This window comes from Acinetobacter sp. NIPH 2699 (assembly GCF_022549355.1).
Classification (GTDB): Bacteria; Pseudomonadota; Gammaproteobacteria; order Pseudomonadales; family Moraxellaceae; genus Acinetobacter.
Window position 1 is genome coordinate 16,921 of sequence record NZ_JAKZGL010000018.1, and the last position, 23,301, is coordinate 40,221.

Genomic DNA, 23,301 nt, shown 5'->3' on the forward strand with positions numbered 1-23,301 from the left:
CCATGATTTGTTGGTTAATTGAGCAAGTTGGTTTTTTTACAAGCTAACGACTTTCTTTGATTAAAGCCTTATGTAATAAATGAGGAAAATCATTGTTATTTGTAATCAAATAGCATACTTAGAATATTCACATCAGAACTGATGTGATAGTATTGATCATCATTATTCTGCATCATTTATAAAGATATGTTTAGTTTGCATCCCCAACTTGCTCAAGATACATTTTTTGTAGGCGATTTCCCGCTTTCAACATGTCGTTTAATGAATGATATGCAATTTCCTTGGTTGATCCTTGTGCCACGTGTGCCAGGGGTTACAGAGCTGTATGAACTCAGCCAAGCAGATCAGGAACAGTTTTTGCGTGAATCAAGCTGGTTATCCAGCCAACTTGCGCGTGTATTCCGTGCGGATAAAATGAATGTTGCTGCTTTAGGGAATGTTGTACCTCAATTGCATTTTCATCATGTCGTGCGCTATCAAAACGATGTGGCGTGGCCTAAACCAGTATGGGGAACACCTGCTGTTCCTTATAGTAATGATGTGTTGGCACATATGCGCCAAACATTAATGCTTGCATTGCGTGGTCAAGGTGATATGCCATTCGATTGGCGTATGGACTGATCTAAAAATAGAAGAAGAATAGTATTCTATAATAAGAAAGGAGGATAGAGTGCCGCTAGATAGGTTGATTGATAAAGAACCTAGACAGTTCGCTTACTTCCATCGTTTGATGGGATATTCGATTCTGTCACTCATTTTGGTAATTTATACATTTACCTCATCGAGTGCTAACTATCAACTTTATATCCTCCCTTTATTATTGATTTATTTTTTATTTTGTCCTCGACTCGAAAAATGGCTGCAATATAAATACGATAAAAAAACTGAAAAAAATGTTTTTTTCGCCAATGAGGCGATCATTGTTGCCATCGTTCTTGCTGCACTGCATCTAAGTTTAGTTCCAACCTTTGTTATTATTTTTGCCTTATTATATGTTGGATTGAACAATAGAATTTCTTTACCGATTGCCTGTCTGATCGGACTTATTGGCGTTATTACGTTTTATTTTAGTACTTTTTTTATTTTTGGCGCTGAGCAGTATTTTGAACCGACTAACCCTGAACTGACCGTGGTCAGTTTGTTGGGTCTAATGGTCTTTATTGTGATTGGTAATTATTACCAGCATCGTCGATTGAGTATCTTGGGGCAGCAACGCCAGCATTACCATAATCAAATGACACGTTATATTGCCTTTGCAAATCAGCTTAGTCGCTATGCGCCACTACAACTGTGGCAATCGATCATGCGTGGTGAAGCTGAAGCAAAAATTGAATATAAACGTAAAAAACTCACCATTTTTTTCTCTGATATCCAAGGTTTTACCGAGCTTTCAGAAACGCTTATTCCAGATGATTTGGCTTTTTTACTCAATGATTATCTAAGCCATATGACTGAAATTGCCAAACAGTATGAAGCGACTGTAGATAAGTTTATGGGCGATGCCATTCTTATTTTCTTTGGTGATCCAAACTCGCAAGGTACCGAACAAGATGCAAAATCTTGTGTGGAAATGGCGATTGCGATGCGTCAACAAATGAAATTGTTACGTGAGCGCTGGAAGAAAATGGGCTATCCCGCACTGCATATACGCATGGGAATAAGTACAGGTTATTGTCACGTAGGTAATTATGGTGCATCGCATCGTATGGCTTATACCATTGTTGGTCGTGATGTGAATTTGGCATCACGATTACAATCTGCCGCAGAAGTAGACGAGATTTTAATTGCAGATGACACACATCAACTCATCAAAAGTGAATTTTTATGTGTGCCTAAAGTGCCTATTTATTTAAAAGGAATTCAAGGCCCTGTTAAAACTTGGCAAGTGATGGAGAAATTCACTGGCAAGAAATCTGATACGCAAAAATGGTTTGATTATGATTATAAGGGCTTTCATTTGGTCTTGAACCTAGAAGAAGTCCAAAACTACGAATATCCTGAGTTGGTCGAGATTTTAGAAACAATGATTGAGCGTATTCAGACGCATCAAAAAATTACCAATGCGCAGGGTGTTCCGAAACTCACATTGGATGATGAAGTTAAACAATAAACGCTGAGTGATCATATTTTATTTTCAGCATAAAAAAATCCTCTTTTAAAAGATTAAAAGAGGATTTTTTAAATCATGAAACGATTAGCTTAATGATTTTCAGAAGCATGATTGATGGTGTATTTAGGAATCTCAATTTCCAGATCTTCATCAACAATGGCCACTTGGCATGATAGGCGAGAGTCAGGCTCTAAACCCCAAGCACGGTCAAGTAAATCAGCTTCGATATCATTCATTTCTTCAAGGCTGTCAAATCCTTTACGAACAACGACGTGGCATGTGGTACATGCCGCAGACATGTCACAAGCATGTTCAATTTTAATGCCTTGCTTGAGCAAGCTTTGGCATAAATTGGCATTATGTTCGACTTCAAATTCAGCACCTTCAGGACAAATTTGGGCGTGAGGGAGCACTTTAATACGTGGCATATTGATCACCTATACCGTTAGTTTGAGTTTGACCAATCTTCAAGTTTTGTACCCTTTAAGGCATGGTCAATATGTCGGTTCATACGAAGTGCAGCAAATGCATCACTATGAATTTTAAGTTGTTGAACAGCTTTTTCTATTGCTTCAAGCTCATTGGTTTCAAGACGAACTTTTAAGGCTTCGGCAGCTAGGATTAAATCACGAGCTTGTTGCTGAGTTAATAAGTCCGTATCTGCTTTTAAAGCTTGTTCCAAAGCTTCCAGCTCACGCTGTGCTTCAACTTTGGTTTCTTGCAAATGACGGAGTTGTTTATCTTCCTCGGCATGTTGGAAACCTTCTATCAGTAAGCGTTCGGTATCTGTTGATGACAAGCCATAAGATGGTTTGATATCAATTTTAGCTTGAACGCCAGAAGTATTTTCTTTAGCAGAAACAGTGAGAAGTCCATCTGCATCGACTTGGAAAGTCACCTCAATACGGGCTTGTCCAGCAGTCATTGGTGGAATACCATGTAAAACAAAACGGCCTAATGAACGACAGTGTTCGACTAAATCACGCTCGCCTTGTACAACATGAATCAACATTGCTGTCTGACCATCTTGATAGGTCGTGAATTCTTGGCGACGTGCAACAGGAATAGCGGTGTTACGTGAGATTAAGCGTTCAACTAGACCACCCATGGTTTCTAAGCCAAGAGAAAGTGGGGTGACATCGAGTAATAGCGAACCATCCTGACTATTTCCAATCAGTTGATTGGCTGTAATCGATGCGCCAATTGCAACGACTTCATCTGGATTTATCGTGCACAATGGTTCACGTTCAAACAATTCAGCTACCGCTTTTTTTACAGCATAAGAGCGCGTTGAGCCACCGACTAAAACCACGTTTTCAATATCAGCTAATTTAAGTTTTGCATCACGTAAAACACGTTTACATACGCTTATGGTTTTATCGAGTGCCACTTGAATGATGGATTCAAACGTCGTGCGGTCTAAAGTCAGACGGTCATCTAATAGTTTTAATTCAGCAGATTCGTGGTCTGTTAAATATTCTTTTGCTTGGCGAGCGGCAACAATGAAAACAGCATATTCTTCATCGTTTAGTGTCTCAATGCTGAGTTGTTTCTTTGCCCATTTTACGATGAGACGATCTAGGTCATCACCGCCAAGAGCAGTGTGGCCACCAGTGGCTAAAACCTCAAATACACCTTGGGAAAAACGCAAGATAGATACGTCAAAAGTACCGCCACCTAAATCGTAAATAACATAGTTACGATCAGTGCTTAGATTGGTTTCTTGGTCAAGACCGTAAGCAACCGCAGCAGCAGTTGGTTCGTTTAACAAACGTAAAACATTTAAGCCTGCCAGTTGGGCTGCATCACGTGTCGCTTGACGTTGTGCTTCATCGAAATAAGCAGGAACAGTAATGACAGCACCATTCACTGGATTGTTGAAGCTTGCTTCCGCACGTTCTTTAAGTTGTTTTAAAATTTCAGCAGAAATTTCCACAGGGGTTTTGCGACCTGCTGGTGTTTCAAAAGCTGGCATTTCATTTTCAGCACCAACAAGTGTATATGGGTGCTGGAATTTAATATCTGATTGTGAACGACCCATAAATCGTTTAACTGAAACGATCGTATTTTTTGGATCGGTCATCATAAAGGGTTTGGCTTCATAACCAAAGGTTGTTGTATCCTTTGCATAATGAACAATAGAGGGGAGTAAGACTCTATTTTTTTCATCTTGTAGAACTTTCGGTTTTCCCGATAGCACTGTCGCCACTAAAGAGTGGGTTGTCCCTAAGTCAATGCCAATCGCAATACGGTGTTGATGCGGGGCAGTAGATTGACCAGGTTCAGCAATTTGCAAAAGTGCCATGCGTGAGTTATCCCTTGAAAATAATCGGTTAAAGCGGACTAAAAATCATCGTCTAAATCGAAGCTATCTTCTGCATCGAACATGCGATCTTCAGCTTTATCAATATCATTCATAACACGTTGGAAGAAACGCAGCTTACGTACGGTATCGCGTGCTTCAGCCCAGTCTTCCTCTGTATAATCGATTTTAAACTCACGCACTAAACTATCAATCCACTGTTGCACATCTACTTTTAATGTATGGAGTTGATCTGTCGATGTTGCTTCATCGAGTTGCTCACGCATTTCCAGTGCAGATTGTAAGAACTCAAAATCATTGATAGATTGATCAAGATGATGATCCTGCTTTTTTAAGGCAAGCAAATACGCAGCGCGGCTATCAACGTGTGATAAAACTTTATACGCTTGATTGATGTCGCTTGACTTGATCAAAGCTTGATCTTTATCACTGGTCTTATCTGGGTGATATTGCTGTTGCAAACTTAAAAACTGTTTTTTTAAAGCTGCTAAATCTATATCGAGTGCTTCGGGTAATAAGAACAACTCAAAATGATTCATGGGAGATGAATTCCGCTATTGTTAAATACGTTAAAACAGTGCGGACACACTGTTTTGACGAAAAGAAAGGAGCGTGTGCTTAAACAGTAAATGATTCACCGCAGCCACATTCACCTTTTTGATTTGGGTTGCTAAATTCAAAGCCTTCATTTAAGCCATTTTTCACATAGTCCATTTCTAAACCATCGAGATAAACTAAGCTTTTAGGATCAACAAAAACTTTAACACCAGATTGTTCAAAAATTTGATCATGTGCGTCTATGTCATCAACAAATTCGAGCACATAAGCCAAGCCAGAACAACCTGAAGTTTTCACACCAACACGAATGCCTTCACCTTTACCTCGATTTTGGAGGTAATTGCTGATATGAGTCGCAGCATTTTCAGTTAAATGGATCATGAAAACTCCAATGTTTGATCGGTCATCAATTAAGCTTTAACTTTTTTGCCGCGATAATCTTCAATCGCAGCTTTAATCGCATCTTCAGCCAATACAGAACAGTGTACTTTTACTGGTGGAAGTGCTAGCTCAGTTGCAATATCAATATTCTTGATCGCTTGTGCTTGATCAAGCGTTTTGCCTTTTAGCCACTCGGTGACCAAAGAGCTTGATGCAATTGCAGAACCGCAACCATAAGTTTTAAAACGTGCTTCTTCAATTACGCCATTGTCGTCGACTTGAATTTGTAAGCGCATAACGTCACCACATGCAGGTGCACCGACCATACCTGTGCCTACGTTTTCTGCATTCTTGTCTAAAACACCAACATTACGAGGGTTTTCGTAATGATCAATTACTTTTTCGCTATAAGCCATGTTGCTTCTCCAAAACTCGGGGTCAGCCTAATATTAATATGAGGGTGAAAATACGTTTTTCAATTGAAAGTTCAATGAATTAGTGTTCAGCCCACTCAACTGTCGAAAGGTCAATACCTTCTTTATACATATCCCAAAGCGGAGAAAGTTCACGCAATTTCTCAACAGCGGCTTTGGTAATGGTTAGCACGTGGTCAATATCTGCTTCAGTCGTGTATTTACCAAAACTAAAGCGGATTGAGCTATGTGCTAACTCATCAGATAGACCTAAAGCTCGTAAAACGTATGACGGCTCTAAGGTTGCAGATGTACATGCAGAACCACTTGAAACTGCTGCATCTTTTAGTGCCATCATGAGTGATTCGCCTTCAACAAAGTTGAAGCTGACGTTTAAGTAATTTGCAACGCTTTGAGTTTGATGGCCATTTAAGAAGACTTGTTCAAGGTCTTGTAAACCATTCCATAACTTGTCACGGAGCTGACGAATACGCGTTTGTTCTGCTTGTAGATTTTTGCCAGCAATTTCAAAAGCCTCGCCCATACCTACAATTTGATGCGTCGCTAAAGTACCAGAACGCATACCACGTTCATGACCGCCACCGTGCATTTGTGCTTTTAAGCGAACACGTGGACTGCGGCGAACGAAGAGCGCGCCAATCCCTTTGGGACCATAAATTTTGTGTGCAGAGAAACTCATCAAATCGATTTTCATGGTTGAAAGATCAATTTCAACTTTACCAGCAGCTTGAGCCGCATCCACATGAAAGAATGTTTTGTTTGCACGCGTCAATTCACCGATTGCAGTAACATCTGTTACTGTGCCGATCTCATTATTGACCATCATCAATGAGACCAGAATCGTATCAGGACGTAGTGCAGCTTGAACCATTTCAGGGGTAATTAAACCTGTACGTGGTTCAGGCTCTAAATAAGTAATTTCGAAACCTTGTTCTTCAAGTTCACGGCAAGGATCTAACACAGCTTTGTGTTCGATTTTACTTGTGATGATGTGTTTGCCTCTTGAAGCGTAGAACTGAGCAATACCTTTTAGGGCTAAGTTGTCAGATTCAGTTGCACCAGAAGTCCAAACGATTTCGCGTGGATCAGCCTTGATTAAATTTGCAACTTGCTCACGAGCATATTCCGCTTTTTCTTCAGATTGCCAACCATAAGCATGCGAACGTGAGGCAGGGTTACCGAAAGACCCTTCGAAGGTTAAGCATTCCATCATACGTTCCGCAACTTCAGGAAGCACGGGAGTGGTTGCTGCGTAATCAAGATAAATTGGACGTTTCATGTCAAATACCTGTAACCGATAGAAGGGCTGAATCTAAACTTACTGAATTTTGACGGACTGCAACGGTTTGAACGTTGTCACGTGCGACTAGATCGGCAAGGGTGATTTTTGCAAGATAATCGGCAATATGGTGGGAGAGTTCTTGCCATAAGTCATGCGTTAAACACATTGCACCATTTTGGCAGTTGCCTTTATGGTCACAACGCGTTGCATCGACAGTTTCATTTACAGCTTCAATAATTGCTAGTACTGTGATTTCACTTGCACGACGCGCAAGATGATATCCGCCATTTGCACCACGAACGCTTGAAACTAAGCCGTGTCGTTTGAGTTTTGCGAATAACTGTTCTAGATAAGCGACTGAGATGGATTGACGATTTGCTATTTCAGCAAGCGTGATCGTTTGTTCAGTTGGCTGCAAAGCTAAATCAAGTAGAGCAGTCACTGCGTAACGACCGCGAGTAGTAAGGCGCATGATTCGATACACATGGTTAGACTAGATGTCTAAATTTTATGAATTCCGACTAAAATAGTCAAGTTTTTTAATTGCCATTATGCAAGTGAAAAGTAAAATATCAGAGAATTATTGTATCCACGCATTATAAACAAAAAAAGCAATAAAAATAAAGCTCAATACCGCAAAGCTGATATTGATCAAACGCTGACGTTTTTGTAGACGAAGAATGCGATTTTGGTGTTGCTTAACTTCAACGAGCAAGCTGTTGATTTCGGAACGTTGTTGATCAATTTTTTCTAGAAGTGGGGCGATCCGATGCTGCGATGCAATTGTGTCGGCATCATCACCAAACGCATTAAACCACTGTTTCCAGTTTACCAATATGCTAGATAAGGTAAAATGAGGAACCAAGTCGATGAATTGCTCAGCGAGCGTTGAATCTCCTAAAATACGCATATTGCTAATGCTACGTTGATTATTGAATACAAAGATTTTGACGAGATCGATCAGTGTACTGTTAATTTCTAAATCTATTTTTCGATCGAGTGCTTTCATATCAAATAACAACCCTTTTTCTGTGAATTGAATATAAAAGTCAAAGAAAGGGATGTAGCTGTTAATACGAATCGTAACTTTTTGATCAATTAAATTTTTTGCTTGCAAACGCAGCGCAGCATCATGTGTGAGGATGAAAGAGGAAAAAGTTTCTAAAACAATGATGACAATGTTTAGCAACAAATGGGGGTGTTTATGTCTTTGTTGCGTATCACTCATAAGTCTCTTTATCCTTACCTATTTAATCTAAAAAAACAAAGCCTGTAAAACTTGAGTATCCTTACTCAACTGTTAAAAACAATTTACATGACTATATTGCTTTGTAGAACAGTTTTTTAAAACGATCAAGTCCTAATTTTGATATTATAAAAACATTTTTATGGTTAAATACGACATGTTGTTTGTAAAGTGCTTAGGAGCAATGGTTCATGGATAAGGCAAATAGAGAGAATGTGAGTGAAGATGCGGAGGCAGGAACTAAGCTAAAATCAAAGAGTTCTAAGAAATCCGCGCTTGATTTTAAAAAATACACACAACAAATTTGGCTAGCAGGTTTAGGAGCATTTTCTCGAGCAGAGGAAGAAGGGAATAAATTATTCGACTCGTTAGTCAAAGTGGGCGAAGAGTTAGAATCAAAGACAGTTGATTTTGCTGATAACACAGTTGGGAAGGTGACTGAGAAAGCCAAAGAATCTGTCACGGATACTAAAGATAAGGTTGAAAAGATTTTAGATAGTGGCGTGAACCACTCTTTAAATCGAATTGGTTTGGTTACACCGAAGGATCTTCAGCATATTGAGCAGTTGTTGGTGCAACTTCATATTAAGGTCGATGCTTTAATCGAAGAAAATGATCAACTTAAGGCTAAATTGAATAAAAAGTAAAAAATTTGCTAGCAACTCGTCCGTTTATGTCGTATTTCGGTATTTATTTTAATTAAAAGGTCTTTCTAGTATTGCGTTCTCCCCTAAAGCATTGCTATAAAGGCTGCATGGCCTTTTAAACTATAGCCTTGGATCTTAACAAACGATATTAAGAGGATATTTTTTATCATGAATAAATCAGAATTAATTGATGCGATTGCTGAAAAAGGGGGAGTGTCTAAGTCGGATGCCGGTAAAGCACTTGACGCGACAATTGCATCAATCACTGAAGCACTTAAAAAAGGTGATACGGTTACTTTAGTCGGTTTTGGTACTTTTAGCGTAAAAGAACGTGCTGCACGTACTGGTCGTAATCCTAAAACTGGTGAAGAGCTTCAAATCAAAGCAAGCAAAGTACCTAGCTTTAAAGCTGGTAAGGGTTTAAAAGATTCGGTTGCGTAATCTTTCTAAATCAATAAACGCACCATTTCGGGTGCGTTTTTTATTTATCGAATGAAAAAACTAATTTGATCCTCATTCGGCATTCATTCACTTTGGTTTTTCAGTTAAAATTGCCCCGAAATAAAATATTGGAATACTTATGGAATCATTTCGTACAGTCATTAAGGGTTGGCTTGGCAAAGTCCTATTATTTTTGTTTTTGACCCCTTTAGCACTTGTAGGTATTGAAGGATATTTTAGTGGTGGCAATAAAGTCGATGTTGCCAAATCGGTAAATGGTCAGGATATTTCTAATAAAGAATTAGAAAATGCAATCAAGAACTATAAAGACCAATACTTATCATTGGTTCAAGGTGATGAATCGCTGCTCAATCTGCCTGTTATTCAGGAAAAAGCCTTAGATGCACTTGTTGCACGTAGTTTATTGTCGCAGCAAGCAGATAAGTTAGGAATCTCCTTAAGTGATGTGCAGCTTGAGCAAATGTTGGCTCAACAGCCGGGTTTTCAAGAAAATGGCAAGTTTTCTCAACAATTATATGAAAACTATTTACGCTCTGCGGGTATGACCAATCAGGGCTTGATCGCGAGTCTGCGCCAAGATCATGCATTGAAAATGATTTCTTCAACGCTAGTAGAATATGCATTGGTCAGTCAGTCCGATTTGCAGCAATTGGCTAATCTGCAAACGGAGCAGCGCACGCTACATTTAGCAAGTATCAAATTAGATGACTACAAAAAAGGAATAACAGCCACTAATCAAGAAATCACTGATTACTACAACAAGCATAAAAATGAATTTAAGCAAGTTGCAAGTGTCGATGTTGATTATGTGGTTTTAAGCCCAGCTTTATTACCTCAAGCAAATCTGGCAGTAACCGAAGCTAATTTACAACAGGCTTATGCAGCATTTGTGGAAAAACAACAAAAAGATGTAAAGCGTGAAGTTAAGCACATCTTGATCACAACAGATGAACGTGATGATGTGGCTGCTCAAAAGCTTGCCAATGATGTCTATGCCAAAATTCAAGCAGGGATGACATTTGCTCAAGCAGCAGCGCAATTCTCTGACGACCCTACCTCAAAAACACAAGGTGGTTTGGTTGAGTCTTATGCACCTGGCGCTTTCTCTGCTGATTTTGACAGTGCGGTAAATGCGCTAAAGAATGGTCAAGTTTCAAAACCAGTGAAAACTCAGTATGGTTATCATATTATTGAGACAAACACACCAGAAGCAAACATTCCATCATTCGAGTCTGAAAAAACACGTTTAACCGCAGAAGTTGAAAAGACCAAAGTTGCTAATTCATTTAGTGATACGGTGAATAACTTAAATGAAATGGTTGTAGGCGGGGACTCCTTGGATGTGGTTGCACAAGAGATTAAAGCGGCACGTATTGAATCTGCACATACAGTGACTTTAGCAACACAAAATCCAGTGTTAAGCGATCTAAGTGTCAAAGCAAAATTGTTTAGTGATGATGTAAAAAATGGTGATCGTAATGCATCATCCAATATTCAATTGGCGAATGGTGATACGGTTTGGATTAAAGTTCGTGATTATCATCCAGCAGGGACTAAACCTTTGTCCCAAGTTACAGCTGATGTAAAAGCCAAAGTAATTGAAGATAAGGCTTATAAAGCAGCACAAGCGAAAGTTGCGAAAACCTTAGCGGATTTCAAGACTCAACCCGCTGCTAACGTCGTTGCTCAATCAAATGTTGCTTTTGAGAATGCAGGTACTTTTGCACGCTCTCAAGGTTTGAAACGTGCGATTGAACGTGCCGCATTTAGTCTTGCAGCACCGAGCAAAGATGGGATGTGGTCTGCAACAACGACGAAGTTACCAAATGAGTTGGTGATCGTTGCGGTTTCAAAAGTAGATAGCAGTGTAGCAAGTGGTTTGCCAGCAGAGGAGTTGAAGGAGTTAAAACAGCTTTATCAGCAGTTCCGTGGGCAACAAATTCTGGAAGACTATACTGAATATTTAAGATCACAAGCAGAAATCAAATAAGTTTGATTGAAGCAAAAAAGCCAGTTTTCTTAAAACTGGCTTTTTTTATGCAGAGTTGAAAATTATTTCTTCTGAATAAATTTTGCTTCCTCTGATTGAGGGTATTGGGTCAGCAATTTGGTTTTGTACTGATTTGCTTGGGCTGTATTCTTATCTACTTCATTTGCGATGCTGTAAAGTTGATATAAGGCACGTGAGGCTCTAGCCGAGTTTGGGTAATTATTGGCGACCGTACTATAGTTTTGTTTAGCAGCGCTATAGTCGGCTGGAGTAATTGCCAAATAAAATTCTGCAAGCCAAAAATATGCATTACCGATATAAATGCCGTTTGGATGATTCTTAATGAAATTCTGCATAGGTTGAATCGCTTGTTTCGCGCCACCTTGTTTATATGCATCCAATGCAACTGTATAAGCTGCTTTCTCTAACTCAAGTTGATTGTTCGCATTGATATTGGCGGCTGCTGCACTTGGTTGAGGCTGTGCTTCAACGGGTGTTGGCGCAATCGTATTTGAAACGGGTTGTGAGGCATCAATTGGTTCGTCGGCATGTTCTTCAGGTGGATCGATTTTCTGAGAAAGTAATTCTAAGCGTTGGTCTAAGTCGGTATAGCGATTTGTGAGTTCTTTTTTTAGTTGTTCAATTGCGTTGTCATGCTCTTCAAGCTGACCGCGTAATTTACGAACTTCTTCTTCGAGTCTTTGATTTTTTTGAATGAGATCCCAATTTAAGTTTGAGCCTACATTTACGGTATTGCCATTATTGGCAGTCTGTTGGCTTAATGCTCGAGATTCAATTGGGACATTGGCATATAAATGTGCACTGCTGAGTAAGGCAACAAAAAGTACAGAATGCTTTTTTAGCATGAAGATTTATCCATAAAGTTGAAAAATAAAGCTGTGAAATGTTAACAGACCCTACACACAGCATATATACGTTCTGATTAAGTCATTAAAACAGCAACTCGTTTAAATGCAATAAGCATTTACAATCTTCAAGCATTTTTGGTGGGAATTGGTTTATTGTTGTTCAATGTTTGTACATCTTTTTAAAATGCATCGAGAGTAAGATTGTAATTGATGAGGAATTAGACGGTTGAGCTAAAAACTCACTAAAAAACAGAGACAAGTCTTGCAACTCAAATAAAAATCTCTATACTTTGTCTTGCAATGGTAGCCCTGCTGGTAGCTTCGCAATTGTACTCTACAAACCCCGCCAGGACCGGAAGGTAGCAACGGTAGTAGAATTATGATGTGCCGAAGTCATGCTGGTGGGGTTGCCACCATTTTTTATTTCCAATTATTCTTCATCGCTCGTTCGAGCAATTGCTTTTAAAATCACATCCATATCAAAACCTCGATACTGTAAAAACCGAATTTGCTTTGCCTTGATTTTTGGATCTTTAGCAATATCTTGCCCAAATTTTTTGATCTTCAGTTGATAGGCTTGCTCAAGCCAGTTAACTTCTTTTAGTTCATCTATAATCAGTTCAGCATCAAGTTGTTTGCTTTTTAAGGTCTGTTTGATGCGTTGTAAGCCTTTTCCTTTTCGAATTTGGCTTGCAAGCGTGAGTTCAGCGACCCGTTGATCACTCTGATAGTTTTGCTGTGCCAATTCTGCAACTAAATCATTAACTTCTTCAGGGTTGGCTGCATATCGGTTGAGTCGCTCAATCAGCTCTGCTTGTGAATAATCACATCGAGTCAGTAGAGCGAAGGCATACGAGCGTAGTCTTTGCCCTGTGAGTGTTTTGGGCTTGTCAGATTTATGGGTGTTAAACATTCTTTCCTCTGAAATAAAAACGCCCCGAAGGGCGTTTTGGTTTAGCTTTCTAACAAATCAGGTTCTTTTTCATCTTCAGTTTGCACTGCTTCATTATTCTTGGTTAAAAGCAGTTCACGAATCAGCTTTTCAATTTCTTGAGCGATAAGCGGATTCTCTTCAAAATGACGAATCACGTTATTTTTACCTTGGCCAATCTTGTTGCCTTTGTATGAATACCATGCGCCTGCTTTTTGAACAAGTTCTTGTTGAACGGCAAGATCAACCAGTTCACCCAACTGGTTGGTGCCTTTACCATACATGATTTGGAAAACTGCTTCTTTAAAAGGCGGTGCCATTTTGTTTTTAACAACTTTAACTCTGGTTTCGTTACCCGTGATTTCATCGCCTTCTTTAACTGCACCGATACGACGAATATCTAAGCGGATAGAAGCATAGAATTTAAGTGCGTTACCACCTGTTGTGGTTTCGGGACTACCAAACATGACACCAATCTTCATACGAATTTGGTTAATGAAGATCACCATACAGTTCGAGCGTTTTGCATTACCTGTGATTTTACGCAATGCCTGACTCATCAAACGTGCTTGCAAGCCCATGTGTGAGTCACCCATTTCACCTTCAATTTCGGCTTTAGGTGTAAGGGCAGCAACCGAATCGACAACGATCATGTCAATCGCACCAGAGCGAACTAACATATCTGCAATTTCTAAGGCTTGTTCACCATTGTCTGGTTGAGAAACCAATAGGTTATCAATATCTACGCCTAGTTTACGTGCATATTGAGGATCTAAGGCATGCTCAGCATCGATAAAAGCACAGGTACCGCCAGTCTTTTGACATTGTGCGATTGCTTGCAATGTCATGGTGGTTTTACCTGATGATTCTGGGCCGTAAATCTCGATGATACGACCTTTAGGTAATCCGCCAATTCCTAATGCGATATCTAATGTTAAAGAACCTGTAGAAACAGCCTCAACTGCCAGTACAGTGTTATCGCCTAAGCGCATTACTGTATTTTTACCGAATTGTTTCTCAATCTGGCTTAATGCAGCTTGTAGCGCTTTGCTTTTATTATCATCCATCTCAAAACCTCAAAACTTTATCTTCTTAACGACTAACCCAAGTGGATGTATTGAATCTCAACTTGTTGGGACTTGGGTATAGTGGCAGATTCTCGTTGTTTATTCTACATCGTATCTGTGTCTGTGCGACACGAGATGACGTACCCATAATTAGAAATTTTTACTCATCATGGAATGTCCATGATTGCGTATTTTCCTGTTTAAAACGATTGATATCACGACGATCTTTCTTACTTGGTCGATGATCAGGTCGGGCTAGATTATGCAATTTTCGCTGTGATGCTTGCAACTCTCGACGCTCGATACTTTCAGTTGTTTCTTCATAAAGTTGTTGAGCCATTGGCGCACCGCCGCGCACGGCAGAAAGGGCTTTTACCAGCACGGTTTTTTTCTCAAAACCTTGTTGAATGGTGAGTTGCATTCCAACACGCACATCTCTTGATACTTTGACGCGTTCATTGTTGTGATGTACTTTGCCGCCTTCTATGGCAGCTTTAGCAATTGAGCGTGTTTTAAAAAAACGTGCTGCCCAAAGCCATTTATCAATTCGCATGGCTTCCATGCTTGCTGGTTCATGCTGTTTTGGCATCTATTACCTGTGAGTTTTCAAGATAATCAAAGAGTTCAGTTAAATGATCAAGTGCAGGATAAGCAAGTTCTGTGGTATTTCTTGAGGGCTTAGCACTTGATGGTTGTAAAATGCTAAATAGACGTGAAATACCAAAGTTTTCAGCACCGTTGAGCACAGCCACTGTATCATCTACAAACACAGCTTGGGCTGGGTCGAATGGATGTAACTGCTGGAGTGCTTGCCAAAATTCAATATCTTCTTTGGCGTAGCCTAGTTCTTCACTACTGATCATCAATTCAAAATATGGGCTAAGTTCGACATTTTCAAGTTTGAGTTGTAGTCCAGCCCGATCAGCATTGGTCAATAGCCAACAACGATAACCTTGTGTGGTTAATTGTTCGAGTAGTTCATGGCAGCCAATACGCGCTTGGATTTTATCTCGATGCTCATGTTGTAGTTGCAGCACATCAACACCGACTTTAGCCGTCCAGTACGCCGAAGAATACCAAGATAGTGTATGCTTATGTTGTTGGTAGAATTGAAATAGTGTCTGTTGACTTTGCTCAAGATTGCATTGATGCACTTGAGCATGGCGCTCAGGCAAACAATGATTCCAGATAAAATCATCAAAAGCTAAATCAAGTAATGTGCCATCCATGTCAAACATGATAATTGGCTGCTGTAACTCTGAATATGACATAAGGTTGATCTATGTTTATTAAAACGCTTGCCCCACAAGATCACATCATCTTGCAACTTGTTCCAATCATGGCGCAGGCTAGTCAAATATTACTGGAAGAATATCAAAATTATTGTGCAGGTGGTGAGTTTAATATTCAGGAAAAAAGTGATGATTCTCCTGTGACCCAAGCAGATTTAAAAGTAAATCATTTCTTATTGAAGCATTTAGCTGAAATTACACCAGATTTACCTGTTTTATCAGAGGAAAGTGATTATTCAGCACGACAAGCATGGCCGCGTTGCTGGATGCTTGACCCATTAGATGGAACCAAAGAGTTTATTCATGAGCGTGATGAATTTACCATCAATCTCAGTTTAATTGAGGATCATCAGACGACATTTGCCATTATTGCTGTGCCATGTGAGCAAGTGATGTACATTGGTTATCGCTCACAACTCCCTTATAAATACAGTTTTAGTCGTCAAGAATGGTTCCAATATCAGATTGAAGCACACGATAATGAAGCACCCATCCAAGTGGGGCTGAGCCATAATAGTAAAAACCCTAAATATAAAAACTTTATTGAACCGATTTTGCAGGAGCATGAAGTGATTCGTCGTGAAGCGGGCAGTGCATATAAGTTTTGTATGATGCTAGAGGGCGAAATTGATATTTATCCACGTTTTCATCCAACTTCAGAATGGGATACCAGTTCAGGACAAGCCTTTTTGGAAAGTATTGGTGGTGGTTTAATGACCTTGGCGGGAAAACCATTTCAATACAATCAGCGTGCAACCGTATTGAATGGCGGTTTTATCGCATTTAGAGATCAGGATTGCAAAAATATTGCTTATGATGCGTTGAGTCATTCAGGCATTTTAGATTGAGAGTTATTTCGCTCATGCTATAGTGGGGTAAATTTCAGCTCTGATTTTAAATATGGCCCTGCATTTATTACCGAAAAGCATGTTTGAGGCGATTGATTTGCTGCCTGATGCTTCAACGCCTGTGACTTTATTTACACGTCATTCTTTGCGTGAGTTGGTCAATGGAAAAGGTTTGGCAGGTTATGATTTGCAGTTGACTGAGCAGGGGCGTGATCTGGCGTATGCATGGGGACAATATTTAATTCAAAATACAGATCGGGCCATACAACATTGTATTTCCAGTCCGATTCAGCGTTGTATTGATACTGCCGCATTGATGATCGAGGGTGCGGATGATGTGCATAAAGCAATCAATACCCATACCATTGAAATTGTAGAACAGCGTTTGTTGGTTGAACCGGGAAGTTTTGTTTTAGATATTCAACAGGCAGCTCCATTTTTCCATAAACAAGGAGCCTTGGGCTTTATTAATAGTTTTGTCAATAATGCCTTACCAGGCATGAAGCATCCAATCACGGGTGTGTTTGACGTCTTAGAATTACTTTACCATACCCATCCAAGGAAACATTTGGGTTTAAGCTTGGCGGTCAGTCATGACACAATCCTTGCGGCAATCGTTGCTGTGATTTCAGGTAAAACTCAAATTGAACAAACAGACTGGCCTGAGATGATGGAGGGTTTATTTGTGTGGTTTGAAGGTGAGGACTTTGCGAGCAGCAAATTGAAATGGATTTGGCGTGGAAAGGAAGACGAGTTGATCATTGAGCATTTTCAAAATAAATAAAATTTCATGTTGGTTGATAAAGCATAATTCATATTTTTGATAAATTTCTCATAGAAATTTTTATCTCCTTTTTTAATTTTAAAATTAATTACCTAGCGATCAATTTAAGCTGATAATATAAGTAAATATATGATTTTATTTAACTAAATATTTAACAAAATTTATCGTTAACGATAATTCATTGTATTTTAATTGGGGAAATGTGATGCAATTACGACTTAAATATTTAACAGCTTGTCTGCTTCCAGCTCTGTTGTGTGCTTGTGGTGGTGGGAGTGGGGGAGCAGAAAGTACGGGTGGCGGCGACAACGCTATTCCGCCTATATTAAATAATTATCCAGAACCCACTCAGGATCTGATTGATGAGTCAATTCTGGGTTTCTATGACTATGACAAATTGGGTCAAACGCGGTTACTACGAAATGATCTAAATGGTGGTTTCGCGGCAATGATTCAGTTTGCACAGAATCATGTGGTCAATCCTAACAACAATGAAAAAGCTTCAATGCCAAGGCTGACCAGTGAAAAGGATGCCTTATTGTTGGTCACTCCATTAGTAGAAATGGGGGATATTCAGGCTTTGGATGCCGAAATTTATCATGAAAATAAACTTTTAAGGACGATTCGCTTAATCGAACCATCGCAAATCGCTGCATCAGATCAATCTAATTCTGATGGACGTCCAGCCGTGAGTTATTCAAAACGGGCATGGAGTGCGGCTTTAAAATGGGATGAGATTCGAGCAGGTTTGCATATTCGGATTATTGATCCCTTAAATAATCGTAATGGTGACTTAACAGCAGACAATATTGATTTAGCGGCACCGGCTGAATTGATCGTGCAAAACATCCGCTTGGGTCTGCTGACTGATCCACCAAAATCGAATGGTCATTATATGTTGTTAGCGCCTGAAAAGGCTGGAACGGATTATTTCCAAACCATCCCGGCTGCTCGTATGATCGTAACGAAATACGAGGACCTTAAACTAGATAAAGTCATGGTGGCAAGTGGTGTTATTTATGATGTTGCCAGCGCTACAACGGGTGATGTCTATAGCGGTGATATGCGTGAAAACACAGCGAAATCGACTTTTGGTGTGGGTATTAATTTAGCGAATTGGGGAATCACCAGTGCATCGATGGCAAGTCAGGAGCAGCCACAACTCACCCAAAGCGTGATTGCACATCATGCACGAGGTAAATATAGCAATGGTGATGTGACCCATGGTTTAAGTGGGGGCAATGGTATGTTGACCTTAATTGATTCTGTGGGTAATGAGTTTAGTCATGAAATTGGGCATCATTTTGGCTTAGGACATTATCCCGGTTCGGTAGGCGAGAATATGTTTTGGGCAGCCCATCACGCCGATAGTGGTTGGGGGTATATTGCCTTTAGAAATAAAATGCGTAGTAATTTAAATTGGACCACAACCAATCTTGGCGATGGCAATAATGGTGTAGCAAATTTTCTAAACAAATATGCTTATGGCTGGGATGCCATGTCTGGTGGGGCAACGACAAGCAGTATTTCTAAGTATACGCATTATACTGGCTATAGCACTTATACAAAAATTCAACCTGCATTGGATCGTTATGTTTGGGATGTGAACTCTCCAACGGGTTATAAAAAATGGAATTCAACCACTCGAGTTATGGAGGTTGTTCAACCTAAAGTGCCATCCTCAAATCATGTTTGGTACAACAGTATCGATGGAAACTATTTAAAACCACGATTGTTTAGTGTGCCTGTTTATACGATTCTAGGTGGTTATGATCCAGTCAATCAGGTTGGCTTGATTTATCCTGCTGCAAAAGGCAACTGGGGTAATGTGTTTAATTTACCTCAAGTTGATCCGAATCATACGACAGCGAATTGCTGGCTCAATGTTCAGTTCGCTAAAGGGACCCAAAATATTGCATTAGCGCCGCAACGAGTGAATGCGGACAGTCATGCCAATAAATTCCATATCAATCTTGCACAAAGTGATGCCCCAGAAAAAGTAAATTTATATTGTAAAAAAGCCAATCAAGCTGCTGTTTTACTTTCAACGGTAACGATCGCTGCAAAAGATACAGTTGCTTTGCCACCTTATGTCGAAATTGGTAAAGAGAAGGGTTATTCGGCACTCAGCGCAATTGAACTACCACAATTAGAGCAGGCATTACTCGAAAATAAAGGGAAAGCTGTAGCGAGCTTATCTCCAGAATCAAAGTTACTTTTTGATTCATATCGATCATTTAAAGATCAACTGTCAGTGGAAGCCCAAAATGAAATGTCCCGATATATCCAACAGCAGGCGATTTTACATCGTTTAAATCGCTGGATGAATCATTACCATGAGGAGCTAACGACTCCGAAGACTGATGCTGTAAGTGCATTGAATACATTTATTGAGACGCTTGGACTGAAAAGCGACTTTAATCTGAATTCGGCTGTTGTTTTGATGAATCGAACGCATTGTCTTAAAGCTGAACCGCTAGAAAATGGCAAATTAAATGCATATATCAGTGGTTCAAGTGGGTGTGTAGGTGATGATTCTGAGAAGTGGATGTATGATGCTTTGGGTAAAATTCATAATAAAAAATATGTTGATCAATGTTTAACAACCACATCGGGTAATGTGATCAATCTTATGCCCTGTTCTTATGATTCGAGTACTCAAGTTTGGTCGGTGGACTTATCATCACAAGCGATTAAACAAGCAAATCAATGTTTCGATTTGGAAGGCGGTTATTTGACAAATAATCGTGCACGATTAATTCGCTACGCTTGTACAGGTGGAGCCAATCAAAAGTGGACGATTCCTGACGTCAATCATAGTTTAATGCTTGCAGGGTTATCCGCTAACAATTTAGCACAAATGACAAGGTTATCGGTCAATCCTTAATGTCTTTGGGGAAGAGATAGTAATTGATTGATATATGGTTCTTTATCAATATTGCGATTGCTTTTAGTGATAAATAAAAGATTAGGCCTATTGAAATTTCAATGGGCCTTGCTTATAAAAACAAAGAATTTACTTTTAAAAATAGTTTTTATTCGTCATTATATAAAAATAAAAAGAGAAATTAGACACATAACTGGATAAAAATATGTCATTAAACACTATTTATTTGTGGGAGCCTGAAATTTTCACAGGTAAAGTTCCCTCAGAAGATCACTCATATCAAGTGGCATGTGAATTACATCAACAATATAGCCATATTCCTAGCCATGGCAAAACACTGCGGGCATGGCTTTCACTGTTTGCTGATAAAATTTGTGATCCTCAAAATCAATCTTTTTTCCCAGAACAAACCCAGCAATGGATTCAGAGTGTTAAAGAAGAGTTTTCGCAAAATGTTTGTGCCATTATTCAGTTAAATGCTTTAGCGCAAGATGCACAAAATGATGCAATATACCGCGTGTTTTATGAGGCGGTGCGTGAAACTGGGGTTGGCTTTTATGAGCCAAATTATAATGTATGGGCAATTGGTGAATTGCAATCACCAGAAAATGCAGTTGAACAAATGCTGCAACCTTATCTATTAGAACCATTAGAAATCCAACAAATAAAGCAGCTCGATGCTCAACCGATATTGGCTTGGGAAGATGGCTATTTTCAAGCACCGAAAACGATGCCGCAAGCTGAACAACTCATTAGTCAGTGGTTTGAACAACAAGCTTATACAAAGAACTTACAACTCGATGTTTTTAATATCGCACATGACTTTATTTCTAATTGGGGAAATATAGGTCGTCCCGAACTGGCATTAGATACAGGCTATCGTTGTTTCCTATTAACGCAAAAGCAAGCTGGTATTTTTTATCAGTTGAAAATGGTGTTAAGAAAGCTGACGGTTAGCCCAATGTTATCCTTTGCGATGGATTTTACGGACTATTTTATCCCTCAGCATCTACAAGAGCAGTTGCCTGAACGTTTAATTTTCCGTTTACGCTCTATGGATATTTATCAACGCTCAACATCGAATAAGCGTTCTGATGTGTGTTTTAACTTGATGGGGCGATGGGACAGTGAAGCAGATATTCAGGATTTTTTTAGCAATCTAAATGAGTATATCAATTTTATCTTTTTCCATTTGGGGCAAGGGCGATTAGAAGCACTACAAGCGTGGGCTTATGGTGATATGCCGCCAGATATGATGATTGATTTAGATTTCCGCTTTGAGCTGATGATGATTGCTTTGAGTCAAGATGCAACGCAATTAGAGCTGTGTTATCAGAACCATAAAGCAATACTCACAAAGAATAAAGCCCGTGCGCATGACTTGGGTTTATTGGAAGACAGTTATAAGTTCTGTCAAAAGCTGATGAAGATGGTAAAAGATGAGGGGACTGGTCTACCGCCTTATGTGAAAAATTAATGACAATAAAAAAGCCCGAAAACGGGCTTTTTTACATGCATCAAATTAGTTAGCCAAAGCTTTAACTTGTGCGTTTAAGCGGCTCTTATGACGAGCTGCTTTATTTTTGTGGATGATGCCTTTATCAGCCATACGGTCGATTACAGGAACAGCGATTTTGTAAGCTTCTGAAGCAACAGTATAGTCACCCGCAGCGATTGCATTTACTGTACGCTTGATGTAAGTACGAACCATAGAACGCAAGCTTGCGTTGTGTTTGCGTGCTTTAACGTTTTGACGAGCACGTTTTTTAGCTTGAGCAGAGTTTGCCACTCGTGCACTCCTTAAAAATAAGTTGGTCTGGGCGGGCTGAAGTTAAAACCAAATAATTGGCAACATTCACCAGCCCGTAAACAAGTGGCATATTTTGAGGAAACTACGCCCCGAAGTCAAGCCTTGTAATGTTTTTAAGTGCATTTAACAGATGATAATCTCGCAAGAAAACGTTACATTAATCTAAATGATGAATTGGAAGAACTATAAATGAGCATCGGTGATAAAAAAGCAATCGTAATTGGTGCAACTGGCTTGGTTGGTCAGGCCTTGGTCCATGAATTACAGCAGTCAGATGACTTTCATTCTATTACTGTGGTTGTGCGTAAAAAATCAAATATATTAGAGCCTTATAGTAAAGTTACCCAACTCATTGTAGAAGATTTACTTTTACTCAATGATGAAGATGTCAATGCTTATACACATGCATTTAGTTGTTTGGGCAGCACCATAAAACAAGCTGGATCAAAACAAGAATTTTATGCAATAGATTACGAAATTAACGCTCATTTTGCTGATTTAATTCAGGATAAAAATATTCATCTTTTAGTGGTGAGCGCCTTAGGAGCGAATGCTAATTCACCAGTTTTCTATAATAAAGTTAAAGGTGAGCTAGAAAACTACTTAAAAAGTTTATCGATTTACAAGTTATCTATTTTTCAACCTTCGCTTTTAATTGGTAAACGCAGTGAAATGCGTTTTCTAGAGGATATGGCCCAAACTTTATTTAAATTGGTTGAAAAAAAATGGACTAAACCGTTTAAATTTAAGCCTGTAACAGCCGAGCAATTGGCGCATACTATGCTGGTTTCAGCTCTAACCCAAACAGCGGCTTTTAAGCTGTACGATAATTTGAGTATACAACAAACCCAATAATGGAGAACTTCGGTGACAACAGCAGCTTTTGTAACGTGTGATTTGTTAGATGATAATCCTGAAAAAGACTTGCAAGTGGTAACGCCATCGTTAGATGGTAAGTTTTTTAAAAGTTATGGTGCGCGTAAAACTTTTGGCGGTCAAATTGTTACCGTCAAGTGCTTTGAAGATAATTCTCGGGTAAAAGAGCTTTTGGCTACAGACGGTACTGGCAAAGTACTGGTGGTTGATGGTGGTGCTTCGATGCGTTGTGCATTGATGGGGGACTTAATTGCTGAGTCCGCTGTTAAGAACCATTGGAATGGTGTGGTGATTTACGGCTGTGTACGTGATGTGGATGCAATTGCAGCGCTTGATTTGGGTGTGCATGCATTGGCTGCAATTCCGCAAAAAAGTAACCGTAAGGGCATAGGTGAAGTTGATGTTGCACTGTATTTTGGTGGTGTGACGATCAATTCTAGTGATTATATCTATGCAGATAATAATGGAATCGTGATCGCAAAAGAAAAACTGGTCGACTTCTAA

25 protein-coding genes and 1 other RNA gene are annotated in these 23,301 nt (G+C 39.5%); 12 read left to right on the forward strand and 14 right to left on the reverse strand.

The features are described 5' to 3' along the window. Positions 1-186: 186 nt before the first annotated feature. Positions 187-621, forward strand: coding sequence for an HIT family protein (locus MMP72_RS14220; protein ID WP_241318346.1), 435 nt, complete (start codon positions 187-189; stop codon positions 619-621). Between the two features lie 49 nt (positions 622-670). Next, positions 671-2,110 (forward strand): adenylate/guanylate cyclase domain-containing protein, encoded by a 1,440-nt coding sequence (locus MMP72_RS14225; protein WP_241318348.1) that lies wholly within the window; start codon positions 671-673, stop codon positions 2,108-2,110. Between the two features lie 89 nt (positions 2,111-2,199). Here MMP72_RS14225 and fdx read toward each other — a convergent pair whose 3' ends face one another. The 8 genes from fdx to MMP72_RS14265 all read right to left on the reverse strand — a co-directional run bounded on the left by fdx (position 2,200) and on the right by MMP72_RS14265 (position 8,316). Further along, positions 2,200-2,538 (reverse strand): ISC system 2Fe-2S type ferredoxin, encoded by a 339-nt coding sequence (gene fdx / locus MMP72_RS14230; protein ID WP_241318351.1) that lies wholly within the window; start codon positions 2,536-2,538, stop codon positions 2,200-2,202. A gap of 17 nt (positions 2,539-2,555) precedes the next feature. Further along, positions 2,556-4,415, reverse strand: a complete 1,860-nt coding sequence (gene hscA, locus MMP72_RS14235; protein WP_241318353.1) for a Fe-S protein assembly chaperone HscA — start codon at positions 4,413-4,415, stop codon at positions 2,556-2,558. A gap of 38 nt (positions 4,416-4,453) precedes the next feature. Beyond that, positions 4,454-4,972 (reverse strand): Fe-S protein assembly co-chaperone HscB, encoded by a 519-nt coding sequence (gene hscB, locus MMP72_RS14240; RefSeq protein ID WP_241318355.1) that lies wholly within the window; start codon positions 4,970-4,972, stop codon positions 4,454-4,456. A 79-nt stretch (positions 4,973-5,051) separates the two neighbouring features. After that, positions 5,052-5,372, reverse strand: a complete 321-nt coding sequence (gene iscA / locus MMP72_RS14245) for an iron-sulfur cluster assembly protein IscA (RefSeq protein WP_241318357.1) — start codon at positions 5,370-5,372, stop codon at positions 5,052-5,054. A gap of 29 nt (positions 5,373-5,401) precedes the next feature. Then, complete coding sequence (iscU, locus tag MMP72_RS14250) at positions 5,402-5,788, reverse strand: Fe-S cluster assembly scaffold IscU (RefSeq protein ID WP_004671591.1); 387 nt, start codon at positions 5,786-5,788, stop codon at positions 5,402-5,404. Between the two features lie 79 nt (positions 5,789-5,867). Then, positions 5,868-7,085, reverse strand: coding sequence for an IscS subfamily cysteine desulfurase (locus tag MMP72_RS14255; RefSeq protein ID WP_241318359.1), 1,218 nt, complete (start codon positions 7,083-7,085; stop codon positions 5,868-5,870). A gap of 1 nt (position 7,086) precedes the next feature. Beyond that, the gene (locus tag MMP72_RS14260) at positions 7,087-7,560 is read right to left on the reverse strand and encodes an Rrf2 family transcriptional regulator (RefSeq protein WP_241318361.1); all 474 of its coding nucleotides are present in this window, start codon (positions 7,558-7,560) and stop codon (positions 7,087-7,089) included. A gap of 108 nt (positions 7,561-7,668) precedes the next feature. Continuing rightward, positions 7,669-8,316: a hypothetical protein gene (locus tag MMP72_RS14265; RefSeq protein WP_241318363.1), complete on the reverse strand. Its 648-nt coding sequence runs from the start codon at positions 8,314-8,316 to the stop codon at positions 7,669-7,671. 209 nt (positions 8,317-8,525) lie between these two features. On the opposite strand from MMP72_RS14265, the gene MMP72_RS14270 reads away from it, so the two are divergent. The 3 genes from MMP72_RS14270 to MMP72_RS14280 all read left to right on the forward strand — a co-directional run bounded on the left by MMP72_RS14270 (position 8,526) and on the right by MMP72_RS14280 (position 11,433). After that, on the forward strand, positions 8,526-8,981 hold the full coding sequence (locus MMP72_RS14270; RefSeq protein WP_241318365.1) for a phasin family protein: 456 nt from the start codon (positions 8,526-8,528) through the stop codon (positions 8,979-8,981). Positions 8,982-9,149: 168 nt separating this feature from the next. Further along, positions 9,150-9,422: an HU family DNA-binding protein gene (locus MMP72_RS14275; RefSeq protein WP_004639426.1), complete on the forward strand. Its 273-nt coding sequence runs from the start codon at positions 9,150-9,152 to the stop codon at positions 9,420-9,422. Between the two features lie 139 nt (positions 9,423-9,561). After that, the gene (locus MMP72_RS14280; protein WP_241318367.1) at positions 9,562-11,433 is read left to right on the forward strand and encodes a SurA N-terminal domain-containing protein; all 1,872 of its coding nucleotides are present in this window, start codon (positions 9,562-9,564) and stop codon (positions 11,431-11,433) included. Positions 11,434-11,495: 62 nt separating this feature from the next. Here MMP72_RS14280 and MMP72_RS14285 read toward each other — a convergent pair whose 3' ends face one another. Beyond that, positions 11,496-12,299 carry a YbgF trimerization domain-containing protein gene (locus MMP72_RS14285; RefSeq protein WP_241318369.1) on the reverse strand — a complete coding sequence of 268 codons (804 nt, stop codon included), beginning with the start codon at positions 12,297-12,299 and terminating at the stop codon, positions 11,496-11,498. A 313-nt stretch (positions 12,300-12,612) separates the two neighbouring features. Between MMP72_RS14285 and ffs the strand changes: the two genes are divergently transcribed. Continuing rightward, positions 12,613-12,709: signal recognition particle sRNA small type (ffs, locus tag MMP72_RS14290), an RNA gene on the forward strand. Between the two features lie 23 nt (positions 12,710-12,732). On the opposite strand, the gene MMP72_RS14295 is transcribed toward ffs, so the two are convergent. The 4 genes from MMP72_RS14295 to MMP72_RS14310 all read right to left on the reverse strand — a co-directional run bounded on the left by MMP72_RS14295 (position 12,733) and on the right by MMP72_RS14310 (position 15,571). Then, positions 12,733-13,215 carry a regulatory protein RecX gene (locus MMP72_RS14295; protein ID WP_241318372.1) on the reverse strand — a complete coding sequence of 161 codons (483 nt, stop codon included), beginning with the start codon at positions 13,213-13,215 and terminating at the stop codon, positions 12,733-12,735. 41 nt (positions 13,216-13,256) lie between these two features. Further along, positions 13,257-14,300, reverse strand: a complete 1,044-nt coding sequence (recA, locus tag MMP72_RS14300) for a recombinase RecA (protein WP_241318374.1) — start codon at positions 14,298-14,300, stop codon at positions 13,257-13,259. Positions 14,301-14,460: 160 nt separating this feature from the next. Next, positions 14,461-14,889, reverse strand: coding sequence for a S4 domain-containing protein (locus MMP72_RS14305; RefSeq protein WP_241318377.1), 429 nt, complete (start codon positions 14,887-14,889; stop codon positions 14,461-14,463). After that, positions 14,873-15,571, reverse strand: a complete 699-nt coding sequence (locus tag MMP72_RS14310; protein WP_241318379.1) for an HAD-IA family hydrolase — start codon at positions 15,569-15,571, stop codon at positions 14,873-14,875. Before MMP72_RS14310 ends, MMP72_RS14305 begins: the two co-directional genes overlap by 17 nt. An 11-nt stretch (positions 15,572-15,582) precedes the next feature. Between MMP72_RS14310 and MMP72_RS14315 the strand changes: the two genes are divergently transcribed. The 4 genes from MMP72_RS14315 to MMP72_RS14330 all read left to right on the forward strand — a co-directional run bounded on the left by MMP72_RS14315 (position 15,583) and on the right by MMP72_RS14330 (position 21,588). Then, a complete protein-coding gene (locus tag MMP72_RS14315) occupies positions 15,583-16,440 on the forward strand; it encodes a 3'(2'),5'-bisphosphate nucleotidase CysQ (RefSeq protein ID WP_241318381.1) in 858 nt (285 codons plus the stop codon). A gap of 52 nt (positions 16,441-16,492) precedes the next feature. Next, on the forward strand, positions 16,493-17,224 hold the full coding sequence (locus MMP72_RS14320) for a histidine phosphatase family protein (protein WP_241318383.1): 732 nt from the start codon (positions 16,493-16,495) through the stop codon (positions 17,222-17,224). A 205-nt stretch (positions 17,225-17,429) separates the two neighbouring features. Continuing rightward, positions 17,430-20,111, forward strand: a complete 2,682-nt coding sequence (locus tag MMP72_RS14325; protein WP_241318385.1) for a M66 family metalloprotease — start codon at positions 17,430-17,432, stop codon at positions 20,109-20,111. A gap of 205 nt (positions 20,112-20,316) precedes the next feature. Continuing rightward, entirely contained in the window at positions 20,317-21,588 is a 1,272-nt protein-coding gene (locus MMP72_RS14330) for a hypothetical protein (RefSeq protein ID WP_241318387.1), read from the forward strand. Between the two features lie 45 nt (positions 21,589-21,633). Here the strand turns inward: MMP72_RS14330 and rpsT are convergent, their stop codons facing one another. After that, on the reverse strand, positions 21,634-21,900 hold the full coding sequence (rpsT, locus tag MMP72_RS14335) for a 30S ribosomal protein S20 (protein ID WP_241318389.1): 267 nt from the start codon (positions 21,898-21,900) through the stop codon (positions 21,634-21,636). A gap of 210 nt (positions 21,901-22,110) precedes the next feature. Here rpsT and MMP72_RS14340 point away from each other — a divergent pair, with 210 nt between their 5' ends. Next, a complete protein-coding gene (locus tag MMP72_RS14340; RefSeq protein ID WP_241318391.1) occupies positions 22,111-22,776 on the forward strand; it encodes an NAD(P)H-binding protein in 666 nt (221 codons plus the stop codon). 12 nt (positions 22,777-22,788) lie between these two features. Further along, positions 22,789-23,301: a ribonuclease E activity regulator RraA gene (gene rraA / locus MMP72_RS14345; RefSeq protein ID WP_241318393.1), complete on the forward strand. Its 513-nt coding sequence runs from the start codon at positions 22,789-22,791 to the stop codon at positions 23,299-23,301.